General features: G+C 71.8%; 12 protein-coding genes. 7 read left to right on the top strand and 5 right to left on the bottom strand.

The window, feature by feature from the left end; all coding sequences use genetic code 11:
• Window positions 1–23: 23 nt before the first annotated feature.
• From D7X30_RS34830 to D7X30_RS34820, 3 genes are all read right to left on the bottom strand, one after another.
• Window positions 24–1,451, bottom strand: a complete 1,428-nt coding sequence (locus D7X30_RS34830) for a DUF1552 domain-containing protein (RefSeq protein ID WP_120567284.1) — start codon at window positions 1,449–1,451, stop codon at window positions 24–26.
• Entirely contained in the window at window positions 1,448–3,085 is a 1,638-nt protein-coding gene (locus D7X30_RS34825) for a DUF1592 domain-containing protein (RefSeq protein ID WP_233591977.1), read from the bottom strand. Before D7X30_RS34825 ends, D7X30_RS34830 begins: the two co-directional genes overlap by 4 nt.
• 191 nt (window positions 3,086–3,276) lie before the next feature.
• Window positions 3,277–5,601 carry an ATP-dependent helicase gene (locus tag D7X30_RS34820; RefSeq protein ID WP_370039198.1) on the bottom strand — a complete coding sequence of 775 codons (2,325 nt, stop codon included), beginning with the start codon at window positions 5,599–5,601 and terminating at the stop codon, window positions 3,277–3,279.
• Between the two features lie 142 nt (window positions 5,602–5,743).
• On the opposite strand from D7X30_RS34820, the gene D7X30_RS34815 reads away from it, so the two are divergent.
• The 4 genes from D7X30_RS34815 (at window position 5,744) to D7X30_RS34800 (ending at window position 8,789) form a co-directional block, all read left to right on the top strand.
• Complete coding sequence (locus D7X30_RS34815) at window positions 5,744–6,214, top strand: PaaI family thioesterase (protein WP_120567282.1); 471 nt, start codon at window positions 5,744–5,746, stop codon at window positions 6,212–6,214.
• Window positions 6,215–6,340: 126 nt separating this feature from the next.
• Window positions 6,341–6,979, top strand: coding sequence for an RNA polymerase sigma factor (locus D7X30_RS34810; RefSeq protein WP_120567281.1), 639 nt, complete (start codon window positions 6,341–6,343; stop codon window positions 6,977–6,979).
• Window positions 6,976–7,521, top strand: a complete 546-nt coding sequence (locus D7X30_RS34805; RefSeq protein WP_120567280.1) for a zf-HC2 domain-containing protein — start codon at window positions 6,976–6,978, stop codon at window positions 7,519–7,521. Before D7X30_RS34810 ends, D7X30_RS34805 begins: the two co-directional genes overlap by 4 nt.
• An 11-nt stretch (window positions 7,522–7,532) precedes the next feature.
• The gene (locus tag D7X30_RS34800) at window positions 7,533–8,789 is read left to right on the top strand and encodes an AraC family transcriptional regulator (protein ID WP_120567279.1); all 1,257 of its coding nucleotides are present in this window, start codon (window positions 7,533–7,535) and stop codon (window positions 8,787–8,789) included.
• 49 nt (window positions 8,790–8,838) lie between these two features.
• Here D7X30_RS34800 and D7X30_RS34795 read toward each other — a convergent pair whose 3' ends face one another.
• Window positions 8,839–10,029: an anti-sigma factor gene (locus D7X30_RS34795; RefSeq protein WP_120567278.1), complete on the bottom strand. Its 1,191-nt coding sequence runs from the start codon at window positions 10,027–10,029 to the stop codon at window positions 8,839–8,841.
• Window positions 10,030–10,075: 46 nt separating this feature from the next.
• Window positions 10,076–10,747: an RNA polymerase sigma factor gene (locus D7X30_RS34790; protein ID WP_120567277.1), complete on the bottom strand. Its 672-nt coding sequence runs from the start codon at window positions 10,745–10,747 to the stop codon at window positions 10,076–10,078.
• 486 nt (window positions 10,748–11,233) lie between these two features.
• Here D7X30_RS34790 and D7X30_RS34785 point away from each other — a divergent pair, with 486 nt between their 5' ends.
• The 3 genes from D7X30_RS34785 to D7X30_RS34775 all read left to right on the top strand — a co-directional run bounded on the left by D7X30_RS34785 (window position 11,234) and on the right by D7X30_RS34775 (window position 14,640).
• A complete protein-coding gene (locus tag D7X30_RS34785) occupies window positions 11,234–13,000 on the top strand; it encodes a VWA domain-containing protein (protein WP_120567276.1) in 1,767 nt (588 codons plus the stop codon).
• 16 nt (window positions 13,001–13,016) lie between these two features.
• Complete coding sequence (locus tag D7X30_RS34780; RefSeq protein WP_120567275.1) at window positions 13,017–14,147, top strand: hypothetical protein; 1,131 nt, start codon at window positions 13,017–13,019, stop codon at window positions 14,145–14,147.
• Between the two features lie 64 nt (window positions 14,148–14,211).
• Window positions 14,212–14,640, top strand: a complete 429-nt coding sequence (locus D7X30_RS34775; RefSeq protein ID WP_120567274.1) for a Mov34/MPN/PAD-1 family protein — start codon at window positions 14,212–14,214, stop codon at window positions 14,638–14,640.
• Window position 14,641: the final 1 nt, after the last annotated feature.

Below are 14,641 nucleotides of genomic sequence, written 5' to 3'. Positions count from 1 at the left end.
AGGCGAATCGGGTCAACGGCCGCTCAAGCCAGCAGCTCCGTCAGCAGGCCCTTGGGCAGCGTGGGGTCGCCGAAGTCGTCCAGCGGCCCGCCGGCCGCGTTCTTCAGGCCCACCGCGGCGCCAAGGGTGTTGAGCATCTTGTTGAGGTTGGGGCTGCTGTTGCCGCCCGCCGCCGTCACCGCCACGCCCTGCTTGAGATAGCCGTTGCAGCTGCCCGCCAGGATGAACGGGATGTGGCGCGCCGAGTGAGCCGGCCCGTTGCCCAGGTCGTTGAACCAGACGGACACCCCCTGGTCGACCAGCTTCTTGCCGTTCGGCAGGGCGTACGCCGCCAGCTGGTCCAGCAGGTAGTTGAAGGTCTGCGCGAACTGCGCGTCCACGCGCGAGTGCAGCACGTCCGACCCGGCGATGATGCCGCCCGACGCGTCGTGCGACGCGCGGCGATGGGAGATGTAGTGGAAGTTCTCCATCAGCTGCCCCGTCGTGGGGTCGCGGTAGCGCGTGGCGCTGTCGTTGCCGTTGCCCACCTGGATGGCCACCGAGCGCGTGGTGCCGCACGCCACCGCCAGCACCGCGATGTCCATGTGCAGCCGCACCGTGGCCAGCACCTCGTCGCCGTCCGTGCTGCTGTAGCCGGGCGCCTGCTGCTGGAGCCGCAGCTCCTCGTCCGCGCGAGCGCGGCAGCTGAGCGCCACCTCCAGGTCGCGCACGTTGGACAGGTGCAGGTCCAGGCGCTGCCGGTCCGTGCTGCTCAACTCCGGCCGCGACTGGAGCGCCTTCAGCTGGCCCGACACCAGGTCGTTGAGGCTCTTCTGGCGCACCAGCATCTGCTCGCGCGCCTCCGGCGAGAGGCCCCCGGGGCCCCCCACCATGGTCTGGTAGGCCACCCACGGGTCGTGCAGCGCGGCCCGGCGCGAAGCGCTGCCCCGGTGGGAGATGCAGGGGCCGCCCAGCCACCCGCCGGCCTGCCCCGCGTAGAGGTAGAGCGAGTCGCGCTTCTGCGGGTTCAGCTCGCGGCCGATGCGGTGGTCCAGCGACTCACCGGACGCCTCGGAGTCGCCGCCCACGCCCTCCACGGCGGGGCCCCGCGCGGTGAGGCACTGCAGCGCCCCGCGGGCGTGGCCGTCCCCGTAGTTGTAGTCCTTCATGTTGACGTTGCGCACCACCAGCAGGCGCGCGCGGTGGTCCGCCAGCTCTACCAGCGACTTGCCCGCGAGCGTCGTGGTGGAGAGGTTGCCCAGCGGCTCCGGCCAGAAGCGCTCCGGCTCATTGCCCAGCTCGGAGGTGCTCTGCGCGGCGGCCACGCCATCCGCCTGGCGAAGGAAGATGGCGAAGGGCAGCGCGTCCGGCTCCGCCGCCTGGGCCTTGCGGGGCAACAGCCCCTCCAGCACCGGCAGCCCCAGCATGACCCCACCCAGGCCCTGCAACACGCGTCGACGGCTCAGTTTCACGGCAGCTCCTCCGGGTGGCGAGTCACGAAGCCCACGCCCGTCACGACCTCGACGACCAGGTCCACGATGGGCAGCTGACCGGACTGCGACAGCTTGCCCAGCCGCGCCACCAGCGCGTCGTCCTCCGCCACGGCGGGGCGTCCGCTCAGGAACTCCACCCAGTGGCGCGCGTAGCACTCGTGCACCGCCTGCGTGGTCGCGAGCGCGTCCGCCAGGTCCAGCGCGTCCTTCACCGACACCTTCTGTCCGCCGATGCCCGGCGCCGACGAGGCGTCCACCGGATGCCCGTTGTCCGTCGTGCGGTAGCCGCCCACGGCGTCGAAGTTCTCGAACGGGAAGCCCAGCGGGTTGATGAGCGTCGAGTGGCAGGACGCGCACACCGTGCCGGGCGCCTCCGTGTGTGACGTCACCACCTCGCGGTTGGTGCGGCCATTGGGCGAGGGCAGCGCGGGGATGTTGGCCGGCGGCGCGCCAATCTTCTGGCACAGCAGGTGCTCAGACAGGAACACGCCGCGGTGGATGGGGTCCGGGTCGAGGGACGTCGCGTGCGACGCGAGGAAGCCCACCTGCGTGAGCACGCCCCGGCGCTGCGTCCCGTCCAGCGTCACCGGCACGAAGTCCGCGGTGAACGTCCCGGTGAGGCCGTAGATGCGCGCCAGCTCGTCATTGACGAAGGTGTCGCGCGACGTGAGCAGGTCCGCGAAGCGCCCCTTGCGCCCGAAGACGACGTCCTGGACGAAGAGCGCGTTCTCCTTCGCCGCGGCCTCCGCCAGCTTCGTGGTGACGTTGGGGAAGCGCGTCGTGTTGGGCCGGATGCTCGCGTAGCGGGGCACGTCGAAGACGGCCTGGTGGTAGGCGTCCACCACGCCGCGCGCCCGGGGGTCCGCCATCATCCGGCGCGCTTCGGAGGCCACGCCCTCGCGCTTCGCCAGCATGCCCTCGCGAGCGGCGGCGAACAGAGCGTCGTCCGGCATGGAGTTCCAGAGCGCGTAGCTCAAGCGGGACGCCACCTCGAACGCGTCCAGCGGCACCTTGCCGTCCGCCGCCTGCGTGCTGCGCTCCACGCGGTAGAGGAACAGGGGCGACTGGAGGAAGCCCTCCAGCACCAGCCGCAGGCCGCCCTGGAACGCGGCCATCGTCGGGTACGCCTGCGGGCCCTGGCGGTACAGCTTCAGGTACGTCTCCACCTCGTCCGCGGTCAGCGGGCGGCGCAGGGCACGCAGGCCGAAGGACTCCACGAACGCCTTCGCGCGGGCCTCGTCCGTGGTGCTGCCCGCCGGCAGCAGCTTGCCCAGCTTCGTCGCGTCCGTGGCCACCTGCCCGGCCAGGTCCGCCGCGGCGCGCTGGTAGGCACCCCACAGCGCCTCGTCCACCGACAGCGCGCGGGCGTCGTTGTCGAAGAGGAAGCCGCTCTGGGACGGATCCGCGCGGAACGACTGCGCCAGCGCCGTGGGCGCCGCGTCCAGCTTGAGCAGGTCCTTCACGCTGCTCACCCACTGCGCATGCGTCAGCCGCGCGACGCGTGCCGAGCGCGCCGCCTGCTCCACGCCAGCAGGGGGAGGCTTGTTCGTCCCGCCAGGGCCAGGATTGCGCGGATTCGCCGCGTCAGAAATCTGGCCTTCGCAGGCACTCAAGAAACTCAAGGAACCCGCGAGCAGCGCGGAAGTCCACCATCGTTGACGTAGCGCCATGGGGGGAAGCGCCTCCGTTCGTTGGAGGTCATCCCACTGGGGAAGCGTCAGGAAGTCAATCCGTACACCGGCCGGCCGGGCCCCGTATCACATGAATACTGGAAACCGCTGCCGGCACCGGATCCGCCGGGTGCTCAGCCCGGGATGAGGAAGCGCGCGATGACGCGCTTGAGGCCCACGGTGCCGCCGAACTCCACGGTGACCTTGGCGTTGGGGCCACTGCCCTCCGCGGCGACGATTCGGCCGGAGCCGAACTGTTCGTGGCGCACGCGCATGCCGCGCACGTCGCCCCCCACGCCGTCCATGTCGGACGAGGCTTGCGAATAGCTGCGGTCCACGCGCGGGCCCGTCTCGTCGTCGTCCCAGCTGCGGCGGCGCTGCGGCATGGCGGCGGCGCGCGGCGGAGGCGGCAGGTCGTTCTCCTTGAAGCCGAACAAGGCCTGCGGCACGTCCGCGAGGAAGCGGCTGGGCGGGTTGTACTTGAGCTCGCCAAAGAGGGAGCGGCACTGCGCCAGGCTCACGAAGAGCCGCTTGCGCGCGCGGGTGAAGCCCACGTAGCAGAGCCTCCGCTCCTCGGCCATCTCCTCGCCGCCGTCCGGGTCGTCGCTCTTGAGCGCGCGCGAGTGAGGGAAGACGCCCTCCTCCAGGCCGGTGAGGAACACGGCGTCGAACTCCAGGCCCTTGGCAGCGTGCAGCGTCATCAGCGCCACGCGGCCCTCGCTCACCTCCGCGTCGGCCTCACCCACCAGGCTGATCTGCTCCAGGAAGGCCTGCAGCGGCGGCACGTCCGCGGTGAGCGGCGCGGAGTCCACGCCCTCCGGCGCCTCCTCCTCGCGCGCCTCCAGCGCGGCGGCGGAGGCCACCATGTCGGACGCGCGCTTCAGGTCGAACTCCTGCGCCGCGCCCAGGAGTTCCTTCAGGTTCTCCGCGCGGGTGAGCGCCTCGTCGCTGCCTTCGGCGACGAGCGTCTCCACCAGCTTCGACTCCTTCAGCATCTGGTCCACCGCGCCCGCCGCGTCCTTCGCCGTGAGGGAGAAGGCGTGCAGCGACTGGAGCAGCTGGTGGAAGCCGCCCAGCCGCTTCTGCGCGGTGGCGTTGAGAGAGGGGATGCGGTGGCGCTCGCCCAGGGCCTCGTAGAGGCTCAGGCCCTGCTCGTTCGCGAAGTCCGTCAGCCGCTCCTCGGTGGTGTCACCGATGCCGCGCGCCGGCACGTTGAGCACGCGCAACAGGTCCGCGTCCGAGCGCGGATTCACCATCAGCCGCAGGTACGCGGATGCGTCACGCACCTCCGCGCGGTCGTAGAAGCTGCGTCCGCTCACCAGCTGGTACGGCACGCGCCCGAGCCGCAGCGCCTCTTCCAGCACGCGGCTCTGCGCGTTGGTCCGGTAGAACACCGCCATGCTGGAGAACTTGATGAAGCCCTCGCGCTGGACGGCCAGGATGCGCCGGGCCACCTCCTGCGCCTCCGCGCGCTCGTCGCGGTGAAGCAGCAGCTCCAGGTTCTCCCCCTTGGGCCGCTCGCTCCAGAGCTTCTTCGCCATGCGGCGCGGGTTCTTGGAGATGACCTCGTGCGCGGCGGTGAGGATGTTCTGGTCGGAGCGGTAGTTCTGCTCCAGCTTCACCACCTTCGCGCCCGGGTACTGCATGGGGAACTGGAGGATGTTGTCCACGTCCGCGCCACGCCAGCGGTAGATGGACTGGTCGTCGTCGCCCACCACCACCAGGTTCGCGGACGGCGGCGGGGCCAGCTGGCGCAGGAACGCGTACTGCACGGGGTTGGTGTCCTGGAACTCGTCCACCAGCACGTGCATGAAGCGCGTGCGGTACCGGTCCAGCACGTCCGGCCGGTCGCGGAAGAGCTTCACGAGCAGCAGCAGCAGGTCCCCGAAGTCCACCGCGTTCGCCGCGCGCAGCAGCTTCTGGTAGCCCGCGTACACGCGCTTGACGATCTGCCCGCGCACGTCCTCCTGCTCCACGCGCATGTCCTCCGGCAGCCGCGCGGCGTTCTTCTCCTGGTCGATGCGGTGCAGGATTTCACGCGGCTGCATCACCGGCTCCACGCCCGCGTCGCGCATGGCGCGCTTCACCAGGTTGAGCTGGTCTCCGTCGTCGTAGATGAGGAAGGACCGCGTGAGGCCCGCGGCCTCCGCCTCGCGGCGCAGGATCATCGCCGCGGCCGAGTGGAACGTGCTCACCACCAGGTCGTTGGCCTGCGCGCCCAGCAGCTGGGTGAGGCGCTCGCGCATCTCGCGCGCGGCCTTGTTGGTGAAGGTGACGGCCAGGATGCGCCACGGGAAGACGCGGCGGACCTTCACCAGGTGGGCCACACGGCGGGTGATGACGCGCGTCTTGCCGCTGCCGGCGCCCGACAGCACGAGCAGGGGGCCGTCGCCATGGAGGACGGCTTCCGCCTGGGGCGGGTTGAGGTCTTCGAGGAGGGCGGTTTCGTGGGCGTTCACGGAGGGTTCCACCAAGGGGAAGAACCCCGTCTTCTAACGTCTTTCGCGCGCCGGTGCCGGGTCTTCCGCCAGGCCTGCCGCCCGCCGGGCCGTCCGCCCTCGGGACGGGCAGGAGCGTGGGATATAAAAGGGTCCACCGCCCATGTCCGACACCCCGTCCCGCCCGTCCCAGGCCCAGCTCGACCGCTTCGCGGAGCTCTTCAACCAGAGCCTCACCCTGCGCCACTTCGGCGCCCGGATGTCCTTCCCCGAAGGACGCATGGTGGTGGTGGAGCTTCCAGAGGTGCAGCCGCAGCACCGGGGCGGCCTGGGGGCCTCCGCCGTCAACGGCGGCGTGCTCTCCGCCCTCTTCGACTTCGCCATCGGCTGCACCCCGGCGCTCCGGGACCCCACCCGCCGCTGCGCCACCGTCCAGCTGTCCATGAGCTTCGAGCGCCCCGCCACCGGCAACCACCTCCGGGTGGAGGCCGTCATCGACAACGGCGGCCCGTCCACCCTCTTCGCCTCCGCGAAGCTGATGGACGCGGAAGGCCGGGTGTGCGCCCGCTGCCAGGGCGTCGTGCGTGTCTCCAACCAGCAGTGGGCCTCTGGCGAGAGCCCCGCCACCAACTGACATTCCCCCACCCCGCCCCCCTTGCCCATTCCCGTCGATATGTCCGGCATGGAGCTGCGTTTCCATGGAACCCCGGGCCAGGAACGGCCTCCGGGGGACGAGCGCGGCTCGCAACGGGAAGACGGCATGGATGCAGCCGTACAGGGCTTGGGGATGACGACCCTCCAGTCGCGGCAGGACACAGGCAGGGCCGCGCGGCCGGCGGCGCCGGACGAGGAGTCCCTGTCCCGGCGCGCGTTGGCGGGAGAGCGGGCCGCGTGGGACGCGCTCATCGTGCGGCACCAGCGCCGGGTGGTGGTGTCGCTGCTCGCGCGGGGCATCCGGGTGGACCGGGCCCAGGAGCTGGCGCAGGAGACGTGGGCGCGCCTCATCCAGCAGCAGCAGCGGGGCCTGCTCACGGAGCTGCGGCTGCCGGCGCTCGCGCTCGCGCAGGCGGCGTTCCTCGCGGCGGATGACGCCCGGCGCGCGCGGCGCGAGTCGGTGGACGGCACGGTGGAGGACCTGCCGGAGCGGCAGCAGCCGGTGGACCCCGCGCAGTCCGCGGAGAAGCGCCTGGTGTCGGAGGAGCAGCTCGCCCGGGCCCGGGACGCGCTGGAGCAGGTCTCACCGGGCGCGCGCAACGTCTTCCTCCTGGCCTGTGACGGCCAGGGGCTTCCCCATGCCGAGGTCGCCTCCCGCGTCGGGCTGTCCGTCCAGCGCGTGCGACAGATTTTGTGCGAGGTCCGCAAGAAGCTGCGCACCGCGCTCGAAGAGGAACAACCATGATCAGGCCCACGCCCCACCTCACCCGCGACCGCACGGAGCAGTACCTGCTGGGCGCGCTGCCGCCCGAAGCCGAGGCGGAGCTGGAGGCCCACACGCTCACGTGCGAGCCGTGCGCCCGGCTGCTCCAGGAGGAGGCCCTGCTGGAGGAGCAGCTGTACGAAGTCGCCGCCGCCACGCCGGGCGCCCCCGTCGTGGTGCGCCCCGCGCGCTGGCACCGCCCTGCCGCCGTCGCCGCGGCGCTGGTCGCGGTGGCGGCCTCCGTGTTCCTGATGCTGCGGCCCGGCGGGGAAGCGGTCTCCCCGTCCGTGACGCCCGTGGAGGCGCCGGTCGTCGCGGCGCAGGACACGCAGATTGGGGACGAGGCGCCCCGGGGCATCGTGGTCGCGTGCCCGGACCTGTCCACGCAGGAGCACTGCCTCAGGTCCGCGAGCGCGCGCGGGCTGCTCGTGTATCACCCCGGTGGGCAGGGCGAGGTCCCCCGCTACGACGCGTCCAGCGGACTGAACGCGGTGGCGCTGAGCTCGCGGCCGGCCGCCCTGTGAGGACTTTCGTGATGGCGTTTCGAACCCGCATCCCCGGCCTGCTGCTCGCGCTCTGGGCGCCCCTCGCGGCGGCCCAGACCCCGCCCGCCGACACGGCACCGAAGTCCGCTCCGGAGCAGGCCTCCGTCACGGCGCCTCCCGCCATGTCGGGCGGCATGCCCGCCGCGCCGGACGCCACGCGAACGAAGTTGCCGCAGGGCTGGTACGTGACGGAGAGCGCGCCCCAGCACTACGAGGCGGGCGTGGATGAATCCTCCCCGTGCGAGGGCACGCGCAGCGCCTTCCTGCGCTCGCGCACCCAGGCCACGGACAGCTTCGGCACCTTCATGCAGGCCTTCAGCGCGCAGGACTTCCGGGGCAAGCGCCTGCGCTTCTCCGCGGCCGTGCGCCACCAGGACGTGAAGGGCTGGGCGGGGCTGTGGATGCGCGTGGAGGGCCCAGACCCCAAGCAGCCGCTCGCCTTCGACAACATGCAGTCGCGCGCGCTGGTGGGCACCCACGGCTGCAAGCGCCACGAGGTGGTGCTGGACGTGCCGAAGGAGGCCACCACCATCATGGCGGGCCTCATCATGAGCGGCGCCGGTCAGGCGTGGCTCGGTGGCGTGCGCTTCGAAACGGTGGACGCGTCGGTGAAGACCACGGACCTGCTCGCCGCTCCCCATCCCCTGCCCTCCGGTCCCCAGGGCCTGGAGGACGGCCCCCTGCCCAAGGCGAACACGCCCCTGGGCAGGGTCGGCACCGCCTGGTTCGACACGCAGCGCGTGCGGACGGCGACGCCGCTCGTGCTCGGCAAGGGCCCCTCGTGGAAGGGCGAGTTCGGCGACGAGCTCTTCGAGCACGGCATCGAGGTGAACGGCACCTACGAGCGGCGGGACCTTTCGGTGAAGGTGCGCGCCGGCGGCTCCGCCACCCTCATCGAGGGCACCTGGGGTGGAGAGCCGCTGTTCATCCGGCTCGCGTCGGACTCGCTCCGCATCCGCTGGGGCACCGATGAGCAGCGCTTCGAACGGGACCTGAGCGCTTCCACGCAGCAGGGATGCAACGCGTACCGGCAGACCACGGGGCGCTTCGAACGGCAGTGGCTGGAGGTGTGCGGCGTGGCGCTCGCCACCCGGCCGCCGCTCACGCAGCTCGTGGCGGCGTTCCTGTCCGGCGGCGTGCGGGCCGGCGCCTCGCGGGGCCCCCTCCCAATGCCCAGCCGGCCAGTGCGCTCGGCCCAGCCGTACGACTCGTCCGGCCGGAACCTGCCCGCCTCCCAGCTCCAGTGAGGCAGAGCGAAGGCGGAAGGTTCCCACCTTCCGCCGCTCCGCGCTTCACTCAGAACGCGAAGTCGCGCTCCAACGTCTCCTGCCCGGCCTGCACCGTCAGGTGGGCCGCGTGCGCGCCGGTGGCCGCCGCCGTGGACAGGTCGAAGGACAATCCTTCCGGCCCCTGCGTCGGCTTGAGCGACGGACGTCCGGGCGACAGGAACACGGCGGCCGTCACGGCGCGCGTGCCCAGGGGCTGCACCAACAGCCGCACCCGCTGACGCTCGCGCACCAGCACCACGCGGAAGTCGCGCCGCTCCTCCAGAACCTCGCGGTGCTCCGGCAGGCGGGCCGCGCTGGGGCGCCGGGCCACGTCCGCGCGGGAGTCACGCGCCACGCGCGGGAGCTGCGCGCCTTCCTCATCCATCTCCAGCGCCTCGTCGATGGCGGCGTCGCCCTCTTCCAGCGCCAGCACGGCCTGGGCGCACTCGCCGCAGCCGGCCGTGTGGGCCTCCACGCGCTCGCGCTCCTCGCGGCTCATCTCCCCTGAGTCCAGCCGCCACAGCTCGTCATCCGTGAGGTGGCGACGCGGGGGCGTGTCCACCACCGCCGTGTCCGCGCGGTCCGCGCGACAACTGGCACAGTCCTTCAGGTGCTCCGGGTCCTTCATCGGGCGGCCCGTCCAGGACGCCACCAGGTCATCGCAGCCGGCCCTCGCGGAGAACCACCAGGCGCCGGGGCGCTCCACGGGGTCCAGCAGGTCGCGCTCGGCGCGGCGCTCGGTATTGAGCGGGATGAACCAGCGCGCCCGGGAACGCAGCGAGGAGTCCAGGTGGCCCAGCGCCCCGAGGAAGCGCTCGCGAGCGGCGGCCGCGTCCCCGTCCAGCGGGCCCTTCAACATCTCCCAGGTGACGAGCGCGCGGGCGGCGGAGGCGGCCCGGTCCCGGGCGGCCAGTCCTTCCAGCGCGGACGCGCGCCACAGCTCCGCTTCCTCACCCTCCTCGCCCAGCGCCACCTCCATCGACTCCTCGGCGGCACGCAGGAGCAACGGCTGGAGCGCCTGCGGTTTCTGCTGCGCAAGCCAGGCTTCCACTTCGGGGCGGCCCAGGCCCTTCAAGGTTTCTTCCACCCCGTCGGTGCCGAGCCGGTCCGAGCGGCGCAGCACATCCCCTACCATCTCCAACAGCTCACCCACCGCGAGGGGGCCCGCGCCCAGGCGCGCGTACCGGGCCTGGTAGCGGGACAGCGCGTCGCCCTTCATCGCGACATCCCGGGCGAGGCGGAGGACTTCAGGCCTCCGCGAGACGTCACGACGGCTCCTCCGGCAGTCCGTCCCGCTGCAACTCCAGCAGGTACAAACGCAGGTATGCCTGGGCGCGGCTGACGCGCTTGTACGAGTTCACCACGCTGATGTTCAAACGACGTGCACATTCCTCGTGATCCTCCACGTCCTCGTGGTGATACAGCTCCCATGCGGAAGCCTCCTTTGGATGCTCCTGCTGGAGCCTGGCGTAGGCGGCCCAATACAGTTCCTGCGCCTCGGCGCGCTCCTCGCGACGCCGTGCGCCCTCCACCGCCCGGGCCACCTCGGACGGGGTCTCTTCCATGACGTCGTCGGGCGACGCCGGCGCGGGCGCCAGCTCCTCCCGGTGCCGCCGGTAGAAGTCGATGGCGACGTGCTTGACGATGCGCAGGAAGAACGTCTTGGGAGACGCGCTCCTGCCCGGCATCTGCTCGGACACACCCCGGAACTGATCCAGGCCCCGGTCGAGGAACTTCCCCACCGCGTCCTGGAAGAGCTCGTCGGCGTCCGCCGGCGAACCGCGTCCGTAGCTGCCCTGAATCCTGCCGATGACGTAACGGGCCGGGCGCGCCCACCGAGCGCACAAGGCCCCCAACGGAGTCCCGACGGCCTCGCCTGTGGCGCGCCGCCGGGTCACCTCCGCGAACAATTCCTCATCCGTGAGCTGCTCGTACACCGGAAGACCCTGGAGGCTGTCCCGGGAGGTCCTCGTCCCGAGAGGTTGGGTTACGGGGATGTGGCGCGGCAAATTAACACGTTGCATCCGCGAACAGCCTCCGACTGGTTACCAGAACCCCTGACTCCGGCCCCCTGCGTTTCCTGACACGTTTTTTCACGGGCCCGCGGATGACGCGGTGGGTCGCTTCCATAGAGGCCCGACACGGCCCGTAAGGCCCCGGAAAAAGGCCCGGAAATGGCGTCGTCAGGATTCCGGCCAGGGGGCGTCCAGGGGCGCATCGCTTTCGAGCGCCCGGCCGAAGAGGCCCTACACGCCCTGGTTCGACTCCACCCCTCCGCTCGCAAGGCGGGGGGGCCGCCGGCGGTCCGGCACTGAACTGTTAATTCAGCCTTCCGGCTTCCTCACTCGGGCGCTCACTTTTTCCCTCCCACTTCCAGGCGGCCCTTCCGGGCATGCCTATGTCCCGAAAGGGGGACGACCGCCATGACCGCTCGAACCCAGACGACCCTTCCGGAGACGCAGCGAGGACCCGCCGAGCGCCTGCTCGACGTCGTACTCGGTGGCTCCGCCCACCTGTGGCACCACCGCCCCGGCCTGGACGTGAACGGCACCTGGGTGGCCGTCGCCAGCGAGGAAGCGAAGAGCGTGACGCGCGGCCGCAAGGTGGCGCCGGGCCTGTTCGTGCCCGCCGCGGTGAAGCTGTACGGCCAGCTCCTGGAGCTCTACCGCCTCAACCCGACGCTGATGGCGCACTTCGCGTCGTACGCGCTGACGCAGACGGACTGGCGCGACCTGAAGGTGGCCACCTGCGCGCTGATGCTGGTGCAGGAGCACGCGGGCCAGCCCGTGCGCGACGGCCAGGGCACCATCGCCTTCCACGACGACGACTACCGCGCCATCGGCGAGGCCATGGTGCTGCACTACGTGCGCCGCTCCACGCGGATGCTCACGCCCAAGGCCGTGCTGCGCGTGGCGGAGCTGTTGGAGACGCCGGAGATCGCGCGCCTCAACCGCGCCGCGGGCTTCGGGGACCCGGCGTCGCGCAAGCCGCCCCTGGGCCGCTGGAAGCGTGTGGCCCAGAAGTGGCTGGCCGCGCGTGAGGCGAACCTGCCCATGCTCCAGGGCCTGGTGAAGGCGGGCTACAAGGAGACGCTGAAGCGGCTTGCGCGCAAGGCCGGCTACAAGCCCCAGTCGCAGGGCTTCTTCGAGGTGCTCGGCTGGAAGCAGAAGCAGGCGGACGGCGGCCACCGGCAGGTGGGGCTCCAGGGGCTCACGCTGGTGAAGCGCGAGCGCTTCGACGGCCTCTCCGAGGCGGAGATCTGCGAGTGGATTGAACTGGAGCGGCTCTCCTACAAGGAGGTCGTGGGCCGGCTGCCTAAGGACGTGGGCCTCACGCCCGCCATCCTGGCCACGCTGCTGCCGTCGTTGTCGGACCGCGACCTGCGGCTGATGACGCCCACGCTGGAGGAGCTGGGCCTGTTGCAGGAGCCGTCCGTGAAGGCGCGCTGGGAGCGGGCGGTGGCGAACGCCACGGATCAGCGATCGCTGAACATCGCGAAGAACGTCCGGAGTGAGCACGTGCGTCGCAAGCTGGAGGAGGCGAGCGACAACGCGGTGAAGAAGGCGGTGGCGGAGGCGACGGCGGAGACGGACGTGCGGGTGATGTTCCTCATCGACAAGTCGGGGTCCATGGAGGGCGCCATCGAGCAGTCCAAGGAGGCGCTGTCGCGCATCCTCGCGGGCTTCCCGATGGACAAGCTGCACGTGGCGGCGTTCGACACCATGGGCACGGTGCTGCAGCCCAAGGCGGCGAACCGCACGGCGGTGCAGCACATGCTGTCCGGGCTGAAGGCGTCCGGCGGCACGGTGCACGCGGCCGGTGTCCACGCGCTGCACCGCTCCGGGGTGCGCATCCCGGCGGAGGCGAAGCTGGTGGTGATGGTGGTGGGTGACGAGGCGGGCGAGGCAGGCGACCAGTTCGCCCGCGCCTTCCACGCGTGTGGCTACAGCGTGGCGGCCGTGGCGCTGCTGGTGAGCGTGTCGGGGATGGGGGCGCGCGGCAACACGGTGCGCTCGGGGGCGAAGCAGCTGGGCGTGCCCTTCAGTGAGGTGAGCGTGGGGCAGTTCGCGGACCCCTACCAGGTGCCGCGCGTGCTCCAGGCGCTGATGGACGCCCCGCGCACGGCGGGGGCCAGCCAGTCCGGCTGGGTGGACCGGGTGATGAGCACGCCGCTGTTGAAGGTGGCGTGAAGAAGGAGGCAGGGGCGTGGACTACCGGAAGCTGCTCGGGAAGGTGGAGTCGGCGGTGCTGCCGTATTTCGGCGGCGGGACCGTGGACGCGCCTTCACGCCGCCTGCGCGTCACCCAGCCCGTCGCCCCGGGCTGGTGGCGTTTCGAGGTGAAGGGCCGCGAGGCCACCGCGCGCGAGCAGGCGTCTCCTGAAGGGATGGAGGCGCTGCCGCGCGTGCGGGGCCACGTCTGGGGGACGCGGCTGGTGCGCGAGGGCGCGGTGGCGGAGCCGCTGGCGTTGATGCCGGAGGAGGAGCCGCCGCGCCTGTCACCGGTGACGGCGCGCCGCTGGCATGAAGGCACGCTGCTCTTCGAGGGCGTGGAGTTCGAGGGCGAGGCGGAGGAGACGGCCCGTCGAGCGCTGGAGGAAGGCCGTGCGCTGGGGGACGCGCGAGGCGTGAGTGCGTCGCTGCGCGCGGCGTTCGGCTTCGCGGTGCTGGAGGCGGTGTCGCGAGGCACGGGCATCCCGTTCGCGCCCGTGGAGGCCCGTGCGCGGGTGCTCGACGTGGCGCGCGAGGGACGCGCGGAGGCGGAGCGTTGCCTGCGCCGGCTGGCGGAGGAGCGCGCGCGCTTCATCCGGATGCAGGCGGAGCTGGAGGCCCGGCGCGAGCGGATGCTTCAGGAGTCCGGAGCGGAGGCGCGTGCGTGGGCTGACCCTGAATACGGGACACGAGAGGCCTGGCGGGACGCGGACGGACGCGAGGTCGCGCGGACGCTGTCGACCCGTGAGCGTGAGACGTGGGAAACCCGCCGGGGCACCTCCGCGAGCACCTCAGGCCGGACGCCAGGCGCGAGGGACGGACGGAGCCTCACGCGCCAGGAGCGCTGGCGCGCGGAGCCGGAGGCCGGCGCGTGGGTGGAGCGCGCTTTGGACAAGGCCGGCGCGCGGCTGCTGGACCACCGCCGGCTGGGGGACGGCCTCCTCGAGGTCGTCTACACGTTCATGGGCGAGCGCTTCGTCACGGTGGTGGAGGCCGCGACGTTGCGCGTGCGCGACGCGGGCGTGTGCCTGGCGGGCGCGGACAACCGGGTCACGCTGGAGAGCCTGCCGTCAGTGCTCAAGGAAGCCATCGACACGGACGCGTTGGTCATCACCCGGCACGTCTGAAACCCGCGTGTCCGACCGGGCCCGTCCCCCACGTCGGTACGGGCCATTCGGGAGGAAGGACTTCATGTCGACGACGCGCGAGGTGTGTCTGCTCATCGGACCGGAGGACCAGGTGTTGTGGGGCGACTCCTTCGACGACCCCATGGCGCTGCCGGACTCCCGCCCCCGGTGGGAAGCCATCTGGAGTCTGAGGGACACGCTGGTGGAGATCACCCACAGCCACCCGGAGGGCCCGCTGGCCTTCTCGCAGGAGGACGAAACGACCATGGCCGCGCTCCAGGCGGCGCTGGGCCGGCCGGTGCGCTTCTCCGTGGTGGCCCCCGACGGCATGGTGGTCCGCATCGGCGGCGAGGACGTGCTGGTGAGCGACGAGCCCGCCTGGGCCGCGCCGCTGCGCATCGCCTCGGGGCTCTTGTACGGGAGGCCCCGTCCCGGTCCCACCATCCTCCAGGAGGACGGCCTGCTCCTGGAGCGAGCCCACCGCAAACCGTGAG

The sequence above is a fragment of the Corallococcus sp. AB011P genome (assembly GCF_003611605.1).
Classification (GTDB): domain Bacteria; phylum Myxococcota; class Myxococcia; order Myxococcales; family Myxococcaceae; genus Corallococcus; species Corallococcus coralloides.
This window is presented reverse-complemented; position numbering and strand designations above follow the sequence as displayed.

Excerpts from the sequence above, each read along its gene's own strand:
- D7X30_RS34815 (WP_120567282.1), top strand. The coding sequence starts at position 5,744 with ATGTCCGACACCCCGTCCCGCCCGTCCCAGGCCCAGCTCGACCGCTTC.
- D7X30_RS34810 (WP_120567281.1), top strand. The coding sequence starts at position 6,341 with ATGGATGCAGCCGTACAGGGCTTGGGGATGACGACCCTCCAGTCGCGG.
- D7X30_RS34805 (WP_120567280.1), top strand. The coding sequence starts at position 6,976 with ATGATCAGGCCCACGCCCCACCTCACCCGCGACCGCACGGAGCAGTAC.
- D7X30_RS34800 (WP_120567279.1), top strand. The coding sequence starts at position 7,533 with ATGGCGTTTCGAACCCGCATCCCCGGCCTGCTGCTCGCGCTCTGGGCG.
- D7X30_RS34795 (WP_120567278.1), bottom strand. The coding sequence starts at position 10,029 with ATGAAGGGCGACGCGCTGTCCCGCTACCAGGCCCGGTACGCGCGCCTG.
- D7X30_RS34785 (WP_120567276.1), top strand. The coding sequence starts at position 11,234 with ATGACCGCTCGAACCCAGACGACCCTTCCGGAGACGCAGCGAGGACCC.
- D7X30_RS34775 (WP_120567274.1), top strand. The coding sequence starts at position 14,212 with ATGTCGACGACGCGCGAGGTGTGTCTGCTCATCGGACCGGAGGACCAG.